Origin of the sequence: Micromonospora sp. AMSO1212t (assembly GCF_008868145.1) — a bacterium.
GTDB classification, from domain to species: domain Bacteria; phylum Actinomycetota; class Actinomycetes; order Mycobacteriales; family Micromonosporaceae; genus Micromonospora; species Micromonospora tulbaghiae.
This window is the reverse complement of record NZ_WBKS01000007.1, coordinates 59,426-77,208: the sequence shown is the minus strand read 5'-3', so window position 1 is coordinate 77,208 and position 17,783 is coordinate 59,426. Positions and strand designations below refer to the sequence as shown.

General features: G+C 73.8%; 21 protein-coding genes. 9 read left to right on the top strand and 12 right to left on the bottom strand.

Translation table 11 applies throughout. The features are described 5' to 3' along the window. Nucleotides 1–30 precede the first annotated feature (30 nt). Entirely contained in the window at nucleotides 31–402 is a 372-nt protein-coding gene (locus F8279_RS03760) for a MerR family transcriptional regulator (protein ID WP_151499078.1), read from the top strand. A 7-nt stretch (nucleotides 403–409) separates the two neighbouring features. On the opposite strand, the gene F8279_RS03755 is transcribed toward F8279_RS03760, so the two are convergent. From F8279_RS03755 to F8279_RS03745, 3 genes are all read right to left on the bottom strand, one after another. Beyond that, the gene (locus F8279_RS03755) at nucleotides 410–1,264 is read right to left on the bottom strand and encodes an aminopeptidase (RefSeq protein WP_151499077.1); all 855 of its coding nucleotides are present in this window, start codon (nucleotides 1,262–1,264) and stop codon (nucleotides 410–412) included. A 136-nt stretch (nucleotides 1,265–1,400) separates the two neighbouring features. Next, the gene (locus F8279_RS03750) at nucleotides 1,401–1,811 is read right to left on the bottom strand and encodes a pyridoxamine 5'-phosphate oxidase family protein (RefSeq protein ID WP_151499076.1); all 411 of its coding nucleotides are present in this window, start codon (nucleotides 1,809–1,811) and stop codon (nucleotides 1,401–1,403) included. 42 nt (nucleotides 1,812–1,853) lie between these two features. Next, entirely contained in the window at nucleotides 1,854–2,294 is a 441-nt protein-coding gene (locus F8279_RS03745; protein WP_151499075.1) for a hypothetical protein, read from the bottom strand. A 73-nt stretch (nucleotides 2,295–2,367) separates the two neighbouring features. Here F8279_RS03745 and F8279_RS03740 point away from each other — a divergent pair, with 73 nt between their 5' ends. The 5 genes from F8279_RS03740 to F8279_RS03720 all read left to right on the top strand — a co-directional run bounded on the left by F8279_RS03740 (nucleotide 2,368) and on the right by F8279_RS03720 (nucleotide 7,213). Next, a complete protein-coding gene (locus F8279_RS03740) occupies nucleotides 2,368–3,228 on the top strand; it encodes a class I SAM-dependent methyltransferase (protein WP_151499074.1) in 861 nt (286 codons plus the stop codon). An 86-nt stretch (nucleotides 3,229–3,314) separates the two neighbouring features. Next, nucleotides 3,315–4,490: an ATP-binding protein gene (locus tag F8279_RS03735; protein WP_091422996.1), complete on the top strand. Its 1,176-nt coding sequence runs from the start codon at nucleotides 3,315–3,317 to the stop codon at nucleotides 4,488–4,490. Beyond that, nucleotides 4,480–5,676, top strand: coding sequence for a hypothetical protein (locus tag F8279_RS03730; protein ID WP_151499073.1), 1,197 nt, complete (start codon nucleotides 4,480–4,482; stop codon nucleotides 5,674–5,676). The genes F8279_RS03735 and F8279_RS03730 overlap by 11 nt, the downstream gene beginning before the upstream one ends. Further along, nucleotides 5,646–6,362 (top strand): response regulator transcription factor, encoded by a 717-nt coding sequence (locus F8279_RS03725; RefSeq protein ID WP_091422991.1) that lies wholly within the window; start codon nucleotides 5,646–5,648, stop codon nucleotides 6,360–6,362. Before F8279_RS03730 ends, F8279_RS03725 begins: the two co-directional genes overlap by 31 nt. Nucleotides 6,363–6,436: 74 nt before the next feature. Further along, entirely contained in the window at nucleotides 6,437–7,213 is a 777-nt protein-coding gene (locus F8279_RS03720; RefSeq protein ID WP_151499072.1) for a hypothetical protein, read from the top strand. Here F8279_RS03720 and F8279_RS03715 read toward each other — a convergent pair whose 3' ends face one another. Continuing rightward, nucleotides 7,214–7,966 carry a 1-acyl-sn-glycerol-3-phosphate acyltransferase gene (locus F8279_RS03715; protein WP_091422986.1) on the bottom strand — a complete coding sequence of 251 codons (753 nt, stop codon included), beginning with the start codon at nucleotides 7,964–7,966 and terminating at the stop codon, nucleotides 7,214–7,216. Between the two features lie 99 nt (nucleotides 7,967–8,065). On the opposite strand from F8279_RS03715, the gene F8279_RS03710 reads away from it, so the two are divergent. After that, a complete protein-coding gene (locus F8279_RS03710; RefSeq protein ID WP_151499071.1) occupies nucleotides 8,066–8,725 on the top strand; it encodes an alpha/beta hydrolase in 660 nt (219 codons plus the stop codon). A 9-nt stretch (nucleotides 8,726–8,734) separates the two neighbouring features. Next, a complete protein-coding gene (locus F8279_RS03705; protein WP_047890580.1) occupies nucleotides 8,735–9,124 on the top strand; it encodes a VOC family protein in 390 nt (129 codons plus the stop codon). Between the two features lie 48 nt (nucleotides 9,125–9,172). On the opposite strand, the gene F8279_RS03700 is transcribed toward F8279_RS03705, so the two are convergent. The 7 genes from F8279_RS03700 to F8279_RS03670 form a co-directional block, all read right to left on the bottom strand. Next, complete coding sequence (locus F8279_RS03700; protein ID WP_091422980.1) at nucleotides 9,173–11,233, bottom strand: glycogen debranching N-terminal domain-containing protein; 2,061 nt, start codon at nucleotides 11,231–11,233, stop codon at nucleotides 9,173–9,175. Further along, on the bottom strand, nucleotides 11,233–11,604 hold the full coding sequence (locus F8279_RS03695; protein WP_091422977.1) for an SCP2 sterol-binding domain-containing protein: 372 nt from the start codon (nucleotides 11,602–11,604) through the stop codon (nucleotides 11,233–11,235). The genes F8279_RS03700 and F8279_RS03695 overlap by 1 nt, the downstream gene beginning before the upstream one ends. Before the next feature lie 161 nt (nucleotides 11,605–11,765). Further along, nucleotides 11,766–12,182, bottom strand: a complete 417-nt coding sequence (locus F8279_RS03690) for a CBS domain-containing protein (protein ID WP_091422973.1) — start codon at nucleotides 12,180–12,182, stop codon at nucleotides 11,766–11,768. 64 nt (nucleotides 12,183–12,246) lie between these two features. Beyond that, a complete protein-coding gene (locus tag F8279_RS03685; RefSeq protein WP_225853108.1) occupies nucleotides 12,247–12,882 on the bottom strand; it encodes a TMEM175 family protein in 636 nt (211 codons plus the stop codon). Between the two features lie 134 nt (nucleotides 12,883–13,016). Further along, the gene (locus tag F8279_RS03680) at nucleotides 13,017–14,039 is read right to left on the bottom strand and encodes an aspartate-semialdehyde dehydrogenase (protein ID WP_091422968.1); all 1,023 of its coding nucleotides are present in this window, start codon (nucleotides 14,037–14,039) and stop codon (nucleotides 13,017–13,019) included. A 97-nt stretch (nucleotides 14,040–14,136) separates the two neighbouring features. Next, on the bottom strand, nucleotides 14,137–15,480 hold the full coding sequence (locus tag F8279_RS03675) for a pitrilysin family protein (RefSeq protein WP_151499069.1): 1,344 nt from the start codon (nucleotides 15,478–15,480) through the stop codon (nucleotides 14,137–14,139). Further along, a complete protein-coding gene (locus F8279_RS03670; RefSeq protein ID WP_091422964.1) occupies nucleotides 15,480–16,769 on the bottom strand; it encodes a pitrilysin family protein in 1,290 nt (429 codons plus the stop codon). The genes F8279_RS03675 and F8279_RS03670 overlap by 1 nt, the downstream gene beginning before the upstream one ends. Before the next feature lie 85 nt (nucleotides 16,770–16,854). Here F8279_RS03670 and F8279_RS03665 point away from each other — a divergent pair, with 85 nt between their 5' ends. Next, nucleotides 16,855–17,568, top strand: a complete 714-nt coding sequence (locus tag F8279_RS03665; protein WP_151499068.1) for a phosphodiesterase — start codon at nucleotides 16,855–16,857, stop codon at nucleotides 17,566–17,568. Here F8279_RS03665 and F8279_RS03660 read toward each other — a convergent pair. Beyond that, complete coding sequence (locus F8279_RS03660; RefSeq protein WP_091423325.1) at nucleotides 17,543–17,764, bottom strand: hypothetical protein; 222 nt, start codon at nucleotides 17,762–17,764, stop codon at nucleotides 17,543–17,545. The genes F8279_RS03665 and F8279_RS03660 overlap by 26 nt on opposite strands. Nucleotides 17,765–17,783 lie beyond the last annotated feature (19 nt).

Below are 17,783 nucleotides of genomic sequence, written 5' to 3'. Positions count from 1 at the left end.
ACCGTCGGGACCGGGGTGAGAGGGGTCACCATGACCGCGACCGCAGCCGAGCAGCTGATCCGCATCGGTGAGGTGGCGCGGGGCGCCGGTGTCTCGGTGCGCGCCGTGCGCTACTACGAGGAACAGGGTCTTCTCATCCCCAGGCGCAGCCCGTCCGGCCAGCGCCTCTACCGGCAGGACACGGTCACGCTGGTGCGCTTCATCCAGCAGATGTACGCGGCGGGCCTGACCAGCAGCCGGATCGCGGAACTCCTGCCGTGCTGGGACTCCGGGCACACCGACCCCGCGCAGCGGGCCATGCTGCGCGCCGAGCGCGAGCGCATCCAGGCCAAGGTCGACGACCTGCGGGCCGCGCTGGACCGCCTCGACGAGGTCATCGCGATCACCGACACGCACCCGTAGGCGCCCGTTATCCGCGGCCCTCGGTCTCACGGAGAGCACGCCGAGCGCCGACGACCGCCAGCCCCACGCCGCCGAGCGCAACTGCTGTCTCCACTGCCGAGGACACCTCAAGGGCGCTTCCTGGTGAAGCACCCACGCTCACCATGAATCCCGGTTGCAGGAAGGCGTCCCTGGCGGGCTCGACAAACGTCCACCAACCCGCCCACGCGGAGGCGAGGTCCGCGCAGGCCCGCACGGCGACCACCGCCAGCAGGACCATCCCCGCCGTGAGGAGTCCGCGCCGGTCGCCCCGCCATCCGGACCACGCCAGCACCCCTGCGGTCACGAGCGCGGCGAGCAACGCCGGCTGCAGCGCCAGGAGCAGCTCGGGCAGCGGCGGGTCGCCGGGCGTCGCCGCCACGCTCAGCCCGCACCAGACGAGCACGGCCACCGCCAGGACCGTCGTCACCACACCCCGCCGTCCGCCGCGTGCCGGCAACGCCGGCACGGCAACGGAAAGCAGGAGTACGCCGAGTGCCAAGCCCCACGCGGTCAGGCGTTGCTGGTCCAGGCCCTCCCGCAGGCTCTCCACAAAGTACGTCCGCGTCGCCGCCTGGCTCCCCCGCGGCCCGCCCGCGTCAGCCACCCGTTCTCGGTGCCAGAGCAGGTTCGCCGCTGCCACCAGGGCGAAAACCCCGGCGCCGGCGGCGACGCCCCACCGCACCCGGGGCGTACCGGAGGCGGTGAGCGCGTGGCCAGCCAGCGCCGCCAGCGTGACCACTGCCCACAGAAGCGACGCCTCCCGCATGGCGAGCAGCGCCGCTCCGACCGACAGCAGCCCGGCCACGACCGCGGCGACTCCCAGGCCCGACGACAAGCGCATGGCGCAGAGAGTGGCACAGGAATCCGGGCCGCGATGACCCGCCGGTTTCGTCGGTGGCCTCGGGCATGATCGCGTGCGCCGCCGGACGACGACGCGGGTGCCCCGAACGAGATCTCCTACTGGGGTTCTCCGGGGACTAGCGTGCCGTGCCGGCGAGCAGCCACCGCCGGACGGGCACCTCCAGCAGCACCCGGTCACCGTCCGGCGTGACCGGCTGCCGGATGTCCCACCCGCCGTACTTCTCGGCGAATGCCGCGACGATCCCGGGCGGGAAGCCGGTGCGGTGTACGCGGGCCTCGCCCTCCGCGACGACCGGGTCGACGCCGTCCTCCAGGGCGAGCGAGACGCGGGGGTCGGCCGCCACGTTGCGGGCCTTCACGCTGCGCCCCTCGCAGCCGATCCACCAGACGCCGTCGGCGTAGACGAACCACACCGGCGTGACGTGCGGGGAGCCGTCACGGCGTAGCGTGCAGAGCCAGACGTTGCGCTCGCGGGCGAGCCGGTCCTCGACGGCCGGCGGAAGCGGTGTGGCGAAAGATGAGGCCATGCGACAAGTGGATCAGGTGTCACGCGGCGGCACGTGACCGGCTCACTCGCAGATCCGCCACTCGCCGTCTTCCTTGACCATCGGGAACGACTGCGTCACGTTCGTGCCGACCGCCGGCGTGAAGCGGATGGTCGTCGACCCGCTCACCCGCCCGTTGTTGTTCGACACGTTCAGCCCGGTGATCTCGTAGCCGGTGAACTCCGGCTGGGAGGACTGCTGCCGGGTGAAGTCCGCCTCGCTGACCCGGTCGCGCACCGAGGAGCAGAACTGCCGGTACGCGGCGGGATAGTCGCGGTCGACGATCGCCTCGGCGTACGTCTCCGCTGTGGACCGGGCCGGACCGGTGGCTTCCTGCACGGCCCGGAAGAGGAAGAAACCGGCGAGCACCCCGCCGGAGCAACAGATCGCCAGCACCACGCCGAGCACGATGAACCAGGTTCGCTTGGACTTCTTCGGCGGCACCATGGCCGGCTGGTATGCCATACCCCGCAGGGTAGGAAACGCCGGCAACCGTAAACCGGATGCTGCGGCTCCGCTTCTCGGCGACCATCGATCGATGCCCGCACACCGCCCGGCCGAACCGGACATCAGTCGCTACTACACAGAGGTCTACGTCGAGGCCGACCGGCTGGAAGGGTCACCGCAGGGCCGGCTGGAGGCACGGCGTACCCGGGATCTGCTCGCCCGGCTGCTGCCCGCCGCACCCGCGGACGTGCTGGACGTCGGCGGCGGTCCCGGGGCCTACGCGGGCCCGCTCGCCGCGGCCGGTTACCGGGTGCACCTGGTCGACCTGGTGCCCGCGCACGTGGCGGCGGCGCGGTCCGCGTACCCGCTGGTGACCGCGTCGGTGGGTGACGCCCGCGCGTTGCCGTCGCCCGACGCGGCGGCGGACGCGACGCTGCTGCTCGGCCCGCTCTACCACCTGCCGCGGCAGGCCGACCGGGTGGCGGCGCTGCGCGAGGCGGCGCGGGTGACCCGGCCGGGCGGGACGGTCGTGGCGGCGGCGATCAGCCGCCACGCCGCGCTGATCGACCTGAGCGCGCAGGGCCGCGTGGACGAGCACAACCGTCAGTTGCTGCGCGCCGAGTACGAGACCGGCGTGAACGATCCGCGCACCGGGTTCACCACCGCGTTCTTCCATCGGCCGGAGGAACTGGCCGCCGACTTCGTCGCGGCCGGACTGCCCACCCCGGAGGTGTACGGAGTGGAGGGTCCGCTGTGGCCGCTGCTGAACGCGCTCGGCACCGGGTCGCACGAGCGGTTGTTCGCCGACGCGGTGGCCTGCGCCGAGACGTTCGAGCGGGACGCCGCGATCGTCGGCGCCAGCGCCCACCTGCTCGCCGCCGCGCCGCTGACCGTCGGGCCGGACCGCCGCCTGCTTTACGCCGGAACGAAACTCGTCAAGCACCAAGGGTGACCAGTTGCGACAAACCATGTTATTCTCCAGCGTCAATCTATGCCGCGCGGACCCGGCCGGGTCGCTGCCGGAAGGACATCCCCTCGATGCCGGTCGCTGCCGCCATGCCCCTGTCACGGCCCTCGCCGGCCCGTCCGGCGGGTGACGCGTTCGGCCTGATCTTCACGACCACGCCGGCGCTGCTACGGCTCACCTGCGGCCTGGTCGGCGCTGCGGTCGCGCTGTCGGTGCGTACGCCGCCGGTGCGGGTGGCGCTGCTGATCCCCGCGGTCGTCGTGCTGACCGCCTGGTCGGTCTGGTACGCGTTCCGCGCGTTCCGGCACGGGATCGGTGGCGCGCTGGTCGCCGGTGACGTGGCGCTGACCACCGCCACCGCGCTCGCCGTGCCGTGGCTGGTCGCGCCGGAGGTGCTGCCGGGCGAGGCGAGTTGGGTCGCGGTGCTGGCCAGCTCGACAGTCATCAACGCGCAGGCCACCGCCCCGGCCCGCTGGTCCGTGCCGGCCGGTCTGCTGGTCACCGCCGCGTACGTCACCGGCGCCACGCTGGCCGGCGACCCGGCCGAGGCGCGGGCCCACGCCGGGACGCTGCTGGTGCAGACCGGCAGCACGGCGGTGATGACGGCGGTGATGCGCCGCCGGATCGGCCGCGCCGACGCCGCGTTCGCCGACTACCAGCGCCTGTCCCGCGAGGCGGTGGTGGCGCGTGCGGCCCGCGAGGACGAACGGCGGCAGAACCGCGACCTGCACGACACCGTCCTGGGCACGCTCACCATGGTCGGCCTCGGCGCCGTACCCGACTCGGCGACGTTGCGCCGGCGGTGCGCGGACGATCTGCGTACCCTCACCGCCCTGGCTGGTGCGCGGACCGCGACCGCGGCCGGCGAGGCCGACCTGGACGAACGTCTGCGCGAGGTGCTGGCCGGGACGCCCGGGCCGGCGGTGACCGCGACGCTTGCGCCGTGCCGGCTGCCGGCGGAGGTCGCCACGGCGCTCGCCGACAGCGCCGCCGCCGCGCTGGCGAACGTGGCGCGGCACGCGCCGGGCGCGGCCACGTCGCTGTGCCTGGCCCGCGAGGGCGGCACCGTCGTGGTCGAGGTGGTCGACGACGGTCCCGGGTTCGACCCGTCCACGGTCCCGGCCCACCGGTACGGGCTGCGCGAGTCGATCCACGGGAGGATGAGCACTGTGGGCGGTCGGGCGGTGGTGACTTCCGCCCCTGGCGCCGGCACCCGGATTCGGCTGGAGTGGTCCGATGGCGAGTGAGTCGGGTACGGCCGTGTCGGCCGGCCCCGCGCTGCGCCCGCTGCCCCGGCCGCGCGCGGCGACGCGCTCCGGAGCGGCCACCGCCCCGCCGGAGGCGCACGCGGTGGCCGACGCGTCCGACGGTGGCGCGCGGATCGCCGTGATCGTCATCGCGGCGGCCTGGCACCTGGCGGTCGCGCTGCCGGCCGTGTTGCGGGCCGGACCGGGGATGGCCTTCCCGGCCGTGGTGGCGGCGGGCTGGCTGGTGACCGCGCTGGTCGGGGTCGGGGCCGGCGTACGGCTGCTGCGCGGCGGGCTGCCGGCGGCCGGGCCGCTGGCCTCGGTGCTGCTGGTGGTCGACGCGGCGGTGGTCGCCGGGGCCGGCGAACGGTTCCTGTTCAGCACCGCCAACTGGGTGTGGGGCGGCCTGGCCTGGTTCTTCCTGCTGGTGCTCTGGCAGCGGCCGGTGCGCTGGCTGCTGGTCATGCTCGCCGCGCACGGCACGACGGCGCTGGCGGCGGTGGTGCTGTACGGGGCGACCGCCCCGGCCGACCTGAGCCGGGCCGCGATGTACGTCTACGGCACCTCCACCCTGCCGGTGGCGGTCTTCGTCGGCGCGGCGGCGCTCACCGCGCAGGCCCGGGGTCGGGCGGCCACCGCGGCGGCGACGCTCGCCGTGGCGGCGGAGCGGGAGGCGGCCGAGCGGGCCCGCACCGAACGGCAGGCGCGGCTGGCCCTGGTCAGCGGCACGGCCGAGGAGGTGCTGGCAGAACTGGCGGCGGGCGACGCCGACCCGGCCGACCCGGCGGTACGGCGGCGCGCGGTGCTGGCGGCGGCCCGGCTGCGCCGGCTGATCGCCGAGTCGGACGACGTTCCGGACGCGCTGCTGCACGAACTGCGTGCGGCGGCCGACCTGGCCGAGCGCAACGGACTGCCGATCGACCTGGTGTCGGTCGGCACGCCACCGGAACTGCCGGTGGAGATCAGGCGCGGCCTGGCCGACCCGCTCACCGCGGCGCTCGCCGCCGCCGAGGGCTGGGCCCGGCTCACAGTGGTCGCGGCCCCGGACGAGGTGGTGGTCAGCCTGGTGACACCGGAGCACGACGGCCCGGACGAGCCGGCGACCGGCGGGGACGGGCCGGTGGAACACCTGCACGAGCGGGACGGGGAGATCAGATGGACGCAGACCCGCTGGCGGCGGACGTGAACGCCGGAACCCCGATCGGGGTGGCGATCGTGGACGACCATCCGGTGGTGATCGACGGGGTGCGCGCCTGGCTGGCCCGCGAACCCCGGTTGCGGGTGCTGGCCACCGGCGACGACCCGGACGAGGTGCTGCGGGCCGCGCCGGACGCCGAGGTGGTGCTGCTCGACCTGCGCCTGCACGGCCGGATGGTGCTGGACAAGCTGGCCGAGCTGAGCGCGGCCGGGCGCCGGGTGGTGGTCTACTCCGAGCACAGCGACCCGACGACCATGCTTGCCGCGCTCGACGCCGGGGCGGTGGCGTTCCTGGCCAAGCACGAGGGGCGCGAGCACTGTGTGGCCACCGTGCTGGCGGCGGCGAGCGACCGGCCGTACGTGCCGCCGGCTCTGGCCGGCGCGATGGTGGGTGACGCCCGCCCGGATCGTCCGTCCCTGTCGGACAAGGAGCGCGAGGCGCTGCTGCTGTGGTTCCAGTCGATGTCGAAGGCGTCGGTGGCCCGCCGGATGCAGATCAGTGAGCACACCGTGAAGCAGTACGTCGACCGTGCGCGGATCAAATACACCCGAGCGGGGCGCCCGGCCGCCACGAAGGCGGCACTGCTCGCCCGGGCGATCGAGGACGGACTCGTCCGACCGGAAGATATCGGCATCTACCGGTCGCAGGCGTCGGCCGACCGGCCGACCCCCTAACAGGTGTCATGACAGTCACCCCAGGAACCGGGCAGGCTGACCGGTACCGCCAACCGTCATCGGGAGGTCGTACCGTGCCGGAGGACGCCACACCCTTCTTCGTCGGACCGCATCGGTTCGACGCCGACGACGACCCCACCCGTCCCGTGCTCGACCGGCGCTACGAGCTGGTGCCCGAGCCGGGCGAACGTCTGCTCGGTCAGCACTGCCTGCGCGTCGCCGGTCACCTGCTCGGTCCGAGCGAGGACGTCCGCTGCTGGTCGCTGCCCTCGCCGGCGACGATCACCGTGACCGAGCGACGGCTGGCGTACGTCTGCACCGGTTCCGAACTGTCTGTGGTCTCCGGGCGGGACAGCCGGGCGGGTGCCCGGCACCGGCGTCCGGTCCGACTGTCCCGCCTGGTCAGCGGCCAGATCCGCTGGCAGTGGCCGTCCCGGCTGGAACTGGCCGAGGTGGGCGACGGCATCGCCGAGCTGCGCATCGTCTGCGACGCGCTGCGCACCATCCGGCAGCCGGCGCTGGCGCTGACCGGCCCGGTCGGTCTGGTCGCCGGGCTGGCCCGGCAGGTACGCCGCTCGGTGGCCGGGTTCCGGCTCGCCAACGCCGACATGGTGGACCTGTCCCCGCCGGAACGGGACGTCCTCGCCGTCCGGGGGGCCGCCTCCCCCGGCCCGACGCTGGGCACCGTGACGCTGCCGGGCTCGCTGCCGGTGGAGTTCCTGTCCCGCGACGACTACTACCGTCCGCCCGAGGCCGAGGCCGAGGCGTCGCCGTGGGCGTGGTCCGGCTTCCCCGCCCACGACCACCCGGCTCCGCCTGCCGACGCTCCCCCGCAGCGGAACCCGGCGTAGTCAGGAGGCGCTGCGGGTGCGGCGCTCGGACCGGTCCAGCTCGACTGCCTCCTCCGGGGTCGGCGCGCTGCCGCCCAGGTGCGCCGGCTGCCACCAGGTGTCGTCCGGGCCGGACGGCTTGTCCGGGTACTCCCGCTGGGCCCGGTCGACCAGCGCCGACAGGCGGGTACGCAGGTCGGCGGTCATGGCGGTGGCGTCCGGGTAGGCGGACGGGTCCATCGGGTCGCCGACGATGATGGTGATCGGGGTGTGCCGGCGGGTCAGCGTGCGCGGGCGGCCCTTCGTCCACAGCCGCTGGGTGCCCCAGAGCGCGACCGGCAGCAGCGGCACGCCCGCCTCCTGCGACATCCGGGCCGCGCCGTTCTTCAGGTCCTTCACGGTGAAGGAGCGGCTGATCGTCGCCTCCGGGAAGACGCCCACCACCTCGCCCCCGCGCAGCGCGCTCACCGCGGCGGCGTACGAGCCGGCGCCGGCGGACCGGTTGACCGGGATGTGCTTCATGCCGCGCATCAGCGGACCGGAGACGCGGTGCCGGAAGACGCTGTCCTTCGCCATGAACCGGACCAGCCGCTTGGCCGGGTGCGCGCCGTAGCCGCAGAAGATGAAGTCGAGGTAGCTCACGTGGTTGGACGCGAGCACGGCGCCGCCGGTGTGCGGCACGTGGTCGCTGCCGGACACGTCGAGGCGCAGGTCGAGGAGCCGGAACATCGTCTTCGCGGCGGTGATCACAGGGGGGTACACGAGTTCCGACATGTCGAAACTTTACCCCGAGTAGGTTACGCGACCGTAGGGCCGATCTGCCCTCGGCAGACCCGGGTCGCGCACCGGCCCGGGCCCGGCGACGATGGCGCCATGACCGAACGCGCTGTGCTGCTCTGGATTCACGGCGGAGGCTGGCGGGCCCGGGCCGAGGAGGACGGGACGGCGCTCGCGTCCCTCGGGCTGCGCGTGGTGCCGGCCACGTACCGGTTCTCGCACCAGGCGCGCTGGCCGGCCCAGTTCGACGACGTCCGCGTCTCGGCCCGGGCCGCCCGGGCCGAGGCGGGCGGCCTGCCGCTGCTGGTGGGCGGCGACTCGGCCGGCGGGATGCTGGCCCTTCAGCTCGGCCTGCGCGGGGTGGACCGGCCCGGCGACGTGGCCGGGGTGCTCGCGTACTGGGCCCCCGTCGACCCGCTCGACCCGGAGCAGCGGCGCCGGCGCGCCCCCGGCGACGACCCGTGGACCGACCTGCTGGGCCATCCGCCGGCCGCGGGCGACCCGGCCACCGTCGACGCGACCGTCGCCACCCACCTCGGCTCCGGCGTGCCGGTGCTGCTGGTCCAGGGGCGCGACGACGTCGCGGTGCCGGCCGCCCAGCCGGTCGAACTGGCCGGCCGGCTGCTCGCCGCCGGGCACCCGGCGCACCTCTGGCTCACCCACGGCGGTCACGCGCTCGACCTGGCCCGGCCCGACCTGCGCGCGGCTGCCGCCGCGTTCCTGGACAGCGTCCTGCCCGCCGTCGCGGGCGACTAGGTTCGAGGCATGCCCGACCTCGCCGCGATCGTCATCCACTGCCGCGACCCCTACCTGCTGGCCCCGTTCTGGAGTGCGGTCACCGGGCTGCCGGTGGTCGAGGCGGACCGGGTGAAGCTCGCCGAGGGCACGCTCGCGCCGACGGAGGCGGTGCTGCTGCGCGATCCGCACGGGCGGCGTCCGGATCTGTGGATCAGCCCCGCCGACGTGTTGCCGGAGCCCGGCCGGATCCACCTCGACCTGGTCGGCGACGCCGAGGAGCGGGCCGCGGTTCTGGAGGCGGGCGCGACAGTCGTCCGCGAGCTGCCGCGCTGGACCGTGCTTGCCGACCCGGAGGGCAACGAGTTCTGCCTGCTCCCGCCGAACGAGGCACACACCGCGCCGCCGCCCGGGCACTGAACCGCCGCCCGGGCACGGCACCGACCCGCCGTCCCGGCGCCAGCCCGCTCAGTCGGCCAGCTCGTCGAGGTCGAGCCGGCCCCGGGCGAACGCGTCCACCCGGCCCCAGCGACCCGGGATGTCCAGCACCTCGATCCGTCCCATACCCACCGGCAGCCGCGGGTCGACCGCCAGGTGTTTGTCGTGCGGCTCCAGCCCCAGCATGGTGCGCAGCAGCAGCAGCGGCGCCCCGGTGGACCACGCCTGCGGGCTGCACGCGGTCGGGTACTCCACCGGGAACTTGGTCAGCTCGCGCTGGTAGCCGCCGAACGCCTCCGGCAGCCGGCCCTCGAAGTAGGTGGCCGCGTCGAGGATGCCGTTTGCGACTGTGGCGGCCTCCTCGGCGAAGCCGTACCGGCGCAGGCCCCAGGCGACGAACGAGTTGTCGAACGGCCAGATCGTGCCGTTGTGGTAGCCGATCGGGTTGTAGCGGACCTCGCCCTCGGCCAGCGTCCGCACCCCCCAGCCGGACCAGAGCCGCGGGCCGACCAGATGCTCGGCGACCTTCGGCGCCCGCTCGTCGTCCACGATCCCGCTCCACAGCAGGTGGCCGATGTTGGAGGTGAGCACGTCGCACTGGCGCCCGTCCGGGTCCAGTGCGAGCGCGTAGAAGCCGCGGTCGGCGACCCACCAGTCGTTGTTGAAGCGCCGCTTCAGCTCCGCCGCCTCGCGTTCCAGCTGATCGGCGTACGTGGGGTCGCCCCAGAACTCCCGGGCCATCCGGGCGGCCCGCATCTTCGCGTCGTACGCGTACCCCTGCACCTCGCAGGTGGCCCGGGGGAACGGCGGCAGCGTGCCGTCGGCGTACGAGATGGAGTCCCACGAGTCCTTCCAGCACTGGTTCTCCAGGCCGGTGTCGGTGTTGCGCCGCTCGTACCAGATGTAGCCGTTGCCGAGCAGGTCGGCGTAGTCGTCGACCCACTTCAGCGCGGCCCGGCACTCCCGTTCCAGCTCCTTGACCAGCGCGCCGTCGCCGCTCCACCGCTCGTACTCGTCGAGCAGCACCACGAACAGCGGGGTCGCGTCCACCGAGCCGTAGTACGGCGAGTGCGGCTGCTCCTCGAACGCGGCGGTCTCGCCGTACCGCATCTCGTGCAGGATCCGCCCCGGATCCTCGTCCCGGAAGTCGTCGAACCGCGTGCCCTGGAGCGCGCCGAGGATCCGCAGCGTGGTCTTCGACATCTCCGGCGCGAACGGCAGCACCTGGAGGCAGGTGAGGATGCTGTCCCGGCCGAACATGGTCATGAACCAGGGCAGGCCGGCCGCGGGCAGCGTCTGCCCGCCGAGCGACAGCGGTGAGAAGCGCAGCGCCGCGAGGTCGACCAGGCTCCGCCGGTACGTCGCGGCGAGTTGCTCGTGCTCGCTGTTCAGCTTCGGGGCCCGGCTGATCCACTCCTCCAGGTCGTGCTGGAGCGCGAGCCGCTCGGTGCCGTGCGCGCGCAGTCCCATCCGCAGGTCCCGGCCGCCGGGGCCGATCGCGAACGTCTGCACGTCGATGACGGCGTCCCACTGCTCGTTGGGTTCCAGCCGGATGCTCCAGGCGAAGCCGCGCTGGTCGTAGCGGGCCGGCTGGTTGGCGGAGACGAGCGTCTCGCGCCGGAAGTTGCCGCGCCGGTAGCCCAGGCGCAGCCGGTCCGACTCGGCCTCGGCGTAGTGTTCGCCCTTCTTGTTCAGGATCTCGTCCTTGACCTGGAACAGGTCGGCGAAGTCGGACCCGGCGTCCATCCGGATCTCCAGGTCGACAGCCTTCTCGTCGTGGTTGAGGATGGTCAGCGTCTCGCGGAAGCTGCCGCCGACCGCCCGCTCCCGGATAACCGACAGCTTCGCGTCGATGTAGTGCGTGGCCATGCCGGGCACCAGGAAGAACCGGGCCTCGTAGTACTGGAGGTCGTCGTAGGAGAGCGCGTTGAGCCGCTCGCCGTTGACGGTGAGCACCCACTTCGACAGGTACCGCGTGTCGAGCGAGAACAGGCCGGTCGGCTCGCTCGGTGTGGCCTCGATGTCGCCGGTGTCCTCGCACACCACGAACGTGTTGCCGTCCAGGATCCGGACGGTGTTGCTGCCGGGCATCAGGCACCCCTCCCGCTGAACGTGTGATGCGGTCCGCGGGAGTCCGGCGGGCCGGGGAAGACCCGCTCGACCTGCAACACGAGCCGCAGGTCGCCGACGACCGTCATGTCGCCGCGCAGCAGCGCCGCGATGGCGTTCTCCTCACCGCCGACCAGCTCGGCGAACAGGCGCGGTTCGGTGCCGACCACCGTGTCCGCCTCGCCGTCCTCCTGCCGGACCCGCAGGTTGCCCCGATCGATCTCCAGCAACCAGTGCGTGGTGTGCGGGCCCTCGTGCAGGTCGAAGCGGAGCGTTCCGGATGTCTTGACCAGCAGCGGCTCGAACCCCCGCCGGTCCAGGTCCTCGAAGAATCTCGTGGTCATGTCCACCATCCGGGCGACTCCTCCCGCGATCCGCGGTCTACCTGTCGAGGCTCCGTGTCCCCACCCGGTCCGGGGCCAACCTCGCCCGAACCGGGTGAGCGCGGCACCACGGCCCGGACGCGCGACGCCGGCCCCCGAACCGGGAGCCGGCGTCACCGCGGCAGAGAGGTCTAGTTGTTGGGGTCGTCGGCGCTGATGTCCGCGAGCACCGACTGGGGTTCCCGCTCCACCGCCAGGTCACCCATGGAGATCAGGCCGACCAGACGGCCGTCGTCGACCACCGGGAGGCGGCGGACCGCATACGTGCGCATCAGGTCGGCGGCGGCCACGGCGTCGTCGTTCTGGCTGACGGTCACCACGTCCTTGCTGGTGATCTGGTTGAGCCGGGTGGCGGTGGGGTCCATGTTCTCGGCCACGCCCCGCACCGTGATGTCCCGGTCCGTCACGATGCCGACCACGTTGTCGCCGTCGGTCACCACCACGTCGCCGATCGCGCTGTCGCGCATCTCCTGCGCCGCGGCGATGAGTGTGTCGTTGCCGTCCATCGTCACCAACCGGGTCGTCATGAACTCTCCGACCGTTGTCATGGTGCTCCCCTCTCGGTGTCGGCACCGCGGTGTACCCGCCGCCGCAGGCGGGGTAACGCGGGCGTCACCGCCGGTGACGCAGGCGCCGGCGCAGGTCGTAGAAGCCGTTGCTGGACAGCCCGTAGAAGATCGGCAGCAGCAGGAGCACCACGAGCGCCGCCGGCACGCTCAGCAGCACGCCCACCAGACCGGCGATCGCGTACGCGAGGACGCCGAGCAGCGCCCGGACGCGTTCGGCCTCGAAGAACCGGGCGGGGACGTGCGGCTCCAGCAGCTCCCGGTGCCGGCTCAGGTAGTGGTAGAGCCACAGCCAGGTGATCGACAGGACCACGCCGACCAGCGCGTACGCGGACACCGCGACCCGCTCGTCGAAGACGTCGCCCTCCTCCACGGCCCGGGAGACGAGCGCGGTGACGAACGGCAGCAGCGCCACGCTGAACAGCACGCCGAGGTTCGCCCAGTGCAGTCCCCGGTCGGCGCAGCGGACCCGGTGGAACGTCCCCTTGTGGTTCAGCCAGTTGACCGCCACGTACAGGTAGGACGTGACGTAGGCGAGGTAGACCGGCCACTGGTCGAGCAGCGCGCGCAGCATCCCGCCCGGCGCCGTCTCGGGCACCCGCAGGTCGAGCACCAGCAGCGTGATGACGATGGCGAAGACCGCGTCGCTGAACCCGATCGCCCGGCCCGTGTCCGAGCGCATCCCGGCGTCCCCGGTGTCCCCTTCGGCCGTCATCGGCACCCCCGCCCTGCCGGCGTGGGGCAGCCGGCGACCCGGCGCGTATACCCGCTGAGCGGGCGTCCGTGCCGGGTGGTCCGGCACGGACGCCCGCGGGGTCAGCGCTCGGCGGCGACCAGCTCGGCTAGCTGCACGGCGTTCAGCGCCGCGCCCTTGCGCAGGTTGTCGTTGGCACAGAACAGCGCGAGCCCGTGCTCGACGGTCTCGTCGGCGCGGATCCGGCCCACGTACGTCGGGTCCTGGCCGGCCGCCTCCAGCGGCGTCGGCACGTCGCGCAGCGCCACGCCGGGCGCGCCGTCGAGCAGCTCACGGGCCCGGGCCGGGTCGATCGGGCGGGCGAACCGGGCGTTGATCTGCAACGAGTGGCCGGTGAAGACCGGCACCCGCACGCACGTGCCGGAGACCTTCAGCCCGGGGATCTCCAGGATCTTGCGGCTCTCGTTGCGCAGCTTCTGCTCCTCGTCGGTCTCGTCGGAGCCGTCGTCGACGATCGAACCGGCGAGCGGGAGCACGTTGAAGGCGATCGGGCGGGCGAACGAGCGCGGCGCCGGGAACTCCACCGCCCGGCCGTCGAAGGCGAGCCCGGCGGCGTCCCCGGCCACCTTGCGGACCTGCTCGTCCAGTTCCGCCACCCCGGCCAGGCCGGCGCCGGAGACCGCCTGGTAGGTGGCGACGACGAGGCTGACCAGTCCGGCCTCGTCGTGCAGCGGGCGCAGCACCGGCATGGCGGCCATCGTGGTGCAGTTCGGGTTGGCCACGATGCCCTTCGGGCGGTCCGCGATCGCGTGCGGGTTCACCTCGGCCACCACCAGCGGCACCTGCGGGTCCATCCGGAACGCCGAGGAGTTGTCGATCACCACGGCCCCGGCCTCGGCGACCCGGGGAGCCAGCTCCTTCGCGGTGCCCTTGCCCGCCGAGAAGAGCACGATGTCCAGGCCGCGGTAGTCCGCGGTGGCCGCGTCCTCCACGGTGACCTCGCCGTCGCGCCAGGGCAGCGTGCGCCCGGCCGACCGGGCCGAGGCGAACAGGCGCACCTGCTCCGCCGGGAACTCGCGCTCCGCCAGCACCTGCCGCATGACGCCACCGACCTGACCGGTGGCTCCCACAATGCCGATCCTCATGCCCGCGAGGCTACCCAGCCGGGCGGTGCGGGTGGGAAACGTTTCCCACCGCGCGGATGCGGGGCGACGGGAATCACAGGACCGCCGCCCCGCCCGGTCACGTGTGGTCGGCCACCTCGCCGAGACCGCTGGCGACCAGCTCGTCCCGGATGACCGCCGCGTCCCCCTCGATCACCATCGTCAGCGACTCGGGGTGCAGGTAGGTCGCGGCCGCGGCGGAGACGTCCTCGACTGTCGCCGCGAGCAGTTGCTCCCGCAGCCGTGCGTGGTAGTCGTCCGGCAGGTCGTGCACGACCAGCGTGCTCAGGGCCGCGGCGATGGCCCGCGGGCTCTGCAACTCGACCGAGAGCTGCCCGGCCCGCCAGGAACGCGCCACCTCCAGCTCCTCCTCGCTCACCCCGGTGAGCTGGGTACGGGAGATCTCGCCCACCGACTCGACGAGCGCCGGCGCGGTCACCGCGGTCTGCACGCCGGAGCTGACGGCGAACCGGCCGAACCGCCGGGACGAGGCGAAGTCCCCCCGGATCCCGTACGTGTAGCCGCGCACCTCCCGGATCAGGTGGTTGAGCCGGGACGTGAACGCGCCGCCGAGCACGGTCCCAGCGAGCGTCATCGGCACGTGGTCGGGGTGGGCCCGGTGCGGGGACGGGTGGCCGAGCCGCAGCGTGGACTGCACCGAGCCGGGTCGGTCGACCAGGATGATCCGCCGCTGCCCGGCCAGCGGCACGTCGATCGGGCCGCCGCGTTCCGCCGGGCCCCCGCCGGCGCCGGCGAACGCCGTCGCGGCGAGCGCGTCCAGGTCGATCCGCTCCAGGTCACCGGCGACGACGAGCGTGCCGGGGCGGATGAACCACTCCGAGTGGAAGACGGTGACGTCGTCCACCTCCAGCGCGGCCACACTGTCCGGGTCGCCGTAGAGCGGGCGGCCCCACCGGTGCTGCGCGCCGAACAGCTCGGCCCGCAGCACCGCGTCGGCACGCGGCCCGGGGTTGGCCCAGTCCATCCGCAGCGCCGTGGCCTCGTCGTCGCGGACGCGCAGCACGTCGGCCGGGTCGAGCCGGGGCGTACGGACCGCCTCGGCCAGCAGCTCCACGGCGGCGGTCAGCCGGTCCACCGGCACCTGCACGCTCACCTGGAACGAGTCCCAGTCGAGCCCGGTCGCCAGCTCGGTGCCGAGCGCCTCGATGGCCAGCGCGTACGCGGTGGCGTCCCGCTGCGCGGTGCCCTCCTCCAGCGCCTTGGCCAGCACCGCGCCGAGGCCCTCCTTGCCGACCGGCTCCCGGCCCGCGCCGCCGTCGAGCAGCAGCAACGCGACGGCGAGGTTCTGCCCGGGCAGGTGCGCGGCGACCACCTGGCCGCCGGCCGCCGTCCGCCGGACCACCTGCGGGAACCGGTAGGCGCGGGCGGCGCCGGGGCCGGGACGGGTGGCGATCAGCGACATCAGTTCTCCTCGGGCAGGTAGGTCAGGATCACCCGGTCGGCGGCGCCGAGCAGCTCGGCGGCCTGCTCGGCGATCTGCTCCGCGGTCACCGCGAGCCAGGCCGGCAGCCGGTCGGCCGCGCGGGCCGGGTCGCCGAACTGGGTGGCGTACCGGCCGAGCGTGTCCGCCCGCCCGTCCACCGTGGACATCTGCCGCCACCACATGGTGCTCAGCAACGCCTTGGCCCGGTCCAGTTCGGCCGCGGTCACCGGCACTGTGGCCAGCTCGTCGACCACCTCGGCCAGCCCGTCGCGCAGCCGCTCGGCGCTCACCCCGGGGCGGGCCGTGGCGGTGGCGATCAGCGGGGCGGGCGCGTGCGCCAGATCCACCCCGTACGCGCCGACCAGGTCCGGCTGGGCGATCCGCTCACCGTCGGCGAGCCGCTGGTAGAGGCGGCTGCCCCGGCCGCTGCCGAGCACGGTGGCCAGCACCGTCGTCACGTCGTACCCCTCGGTGCCGAACGGGTGGGTGCGGTGCGCGACGTAGACGCGGGGGGCGGGCACGTCGGCGGTGACCGTCTCCACCGCCGGGCGGCCGGTGGCCGGCACCGTGCGGCCGTCCGGCGCGGCCGGGATGTCGGCGCGCGCGTCGAGGCCGCCGAAGTACTTGTCGGCGAGCGCGAACACCTCCGCCGCTTCTGTGTCGCCGACCACTGTGAGGACCGCGTTGTTCGGCGCGTAGTACGTGCTGTGGAACGCCTGGAAGGTGGCCAGGTCGGCGGCGTTCAGGTCGGCCATCGACCCGATCGTCGCGTGGTGGTACGGATGGCCGGGCGGGTAGAGCAGCGGCAGCAGCCGCAGCCACGCGTCGCCGTACGGCACGTTCTCGTAGCGCTGCCGGCGCTCGTTCTTCACCACGTCGCGCTGGTTGTCCAGCGTCTGCTGGGTCAGCGCCGGTACCAGACCGCCCATCCGGTCGGCCTCCAGCCAGAGCGCGAGTTCCAGGTGCTCGGCCGGGACCGTCTCGAAGTAGTTTGTCCGGTCCGGGTTGGTCGTCGCGTTGAGCGAGCCGCCCGCGCCCTGGATCAGCTTCATGTGCTCGGTCTTCGCCACGTTCACCGAACCCTCGAACATGAGGTGCTCGAAGAGGTGGGCGAAGCCGGTCTGTCCCGCCGGCTCGTGGCGTGAGCCCACGTCGTACCAGAGGTTGACCGCCACGGCCGGGGCGGTGCGGTCCTCGCTCACCACCACGCGCAGGCCGTTGTCCAGTCGGGTCGTCTCGATCGGCCAGGGGAAACCGCTGTCGGGCATGAGACGACGCTATCCGATCTCGGAGGCGGAAAGGTGACACGCGCGCCGGAGCATCGTCGGTGTGCGCCGGGGTACCCGTGCGGGCATGAACGCCACCACACCCTCCGCCGTCGAGCGCGCCGCCGCCGCGCTGGCCCGGCTCCGGCACGCCCGGCTGCTGCACCCGGCCGGGCGCACGTTCGCCGGCGAGGCCCGGATCTGGGGTACGCCGGGGCCGCCGACGGGCGTGCCGCTGCTCGACCTGCCCGGCCGGTGGCCGGCCACGATCCGCCTGTCCAAGGGCGTGCCGACGCCGGGCGGCTGGCCGGACGTGCTGGGCGTGGCGGTACGGCTGCACCGTGACCCGGAGCCGCCGGTGGACTTGCTGTGGAGTTCCAGCGGCGCCGCGCCGGTGCTGCGGAACCTGCCGCTGCCCCGGCGGCGCTTCACCGGGACGTACTCGTCGATCATGCCGTTCCGGGCCGGCGGGCGGCGGCTGTTCCTGGCCGTGCTGGCCGACCCGGAGTCACCCGACCTGGGTCGCGGAGTGGCCGAGGCGGGCGCGGCGGTCGCGGCCGACGAGCCCCGGCTGGTGCTGGCGGTGGCCTCGGCGGTGGGCCGGTGGCGGCCGTTCGGCGAGGTACGCCTCGACGACGAGCGCGGCGCCGCCGAGGACGCCGCGCTCGCGTTCGACCCGATCGGCAACGTGCCGCCGGGGTTGCGTCTGACCGGCCCGCTGGCCCGGCTGCGGGACGACAGTTACCGGGGTTCCCGCCGGGCGCGGGGCGCCGCGGTCAGTCGGGCGGCTCGACGGGGGTGACGGTCTGCTCGGAGGTGCGGTGCTCCAGCACCGTGTCGGGGGCGGCGTTCTGGTCCGCCTCGCGGATGTCGGACTCGGTGAGGATCGCGTCGGCCTGCGCCTGGGCGTCGTCGCTGCCCGCCGCCGCCTCCTCCGGCAGCAGGTGCGCCCGGGATTCGATCCGTTCCTGGTCACTGGGGTCGTGGCTCGTGGTCATGACGATCACATACCCCGCG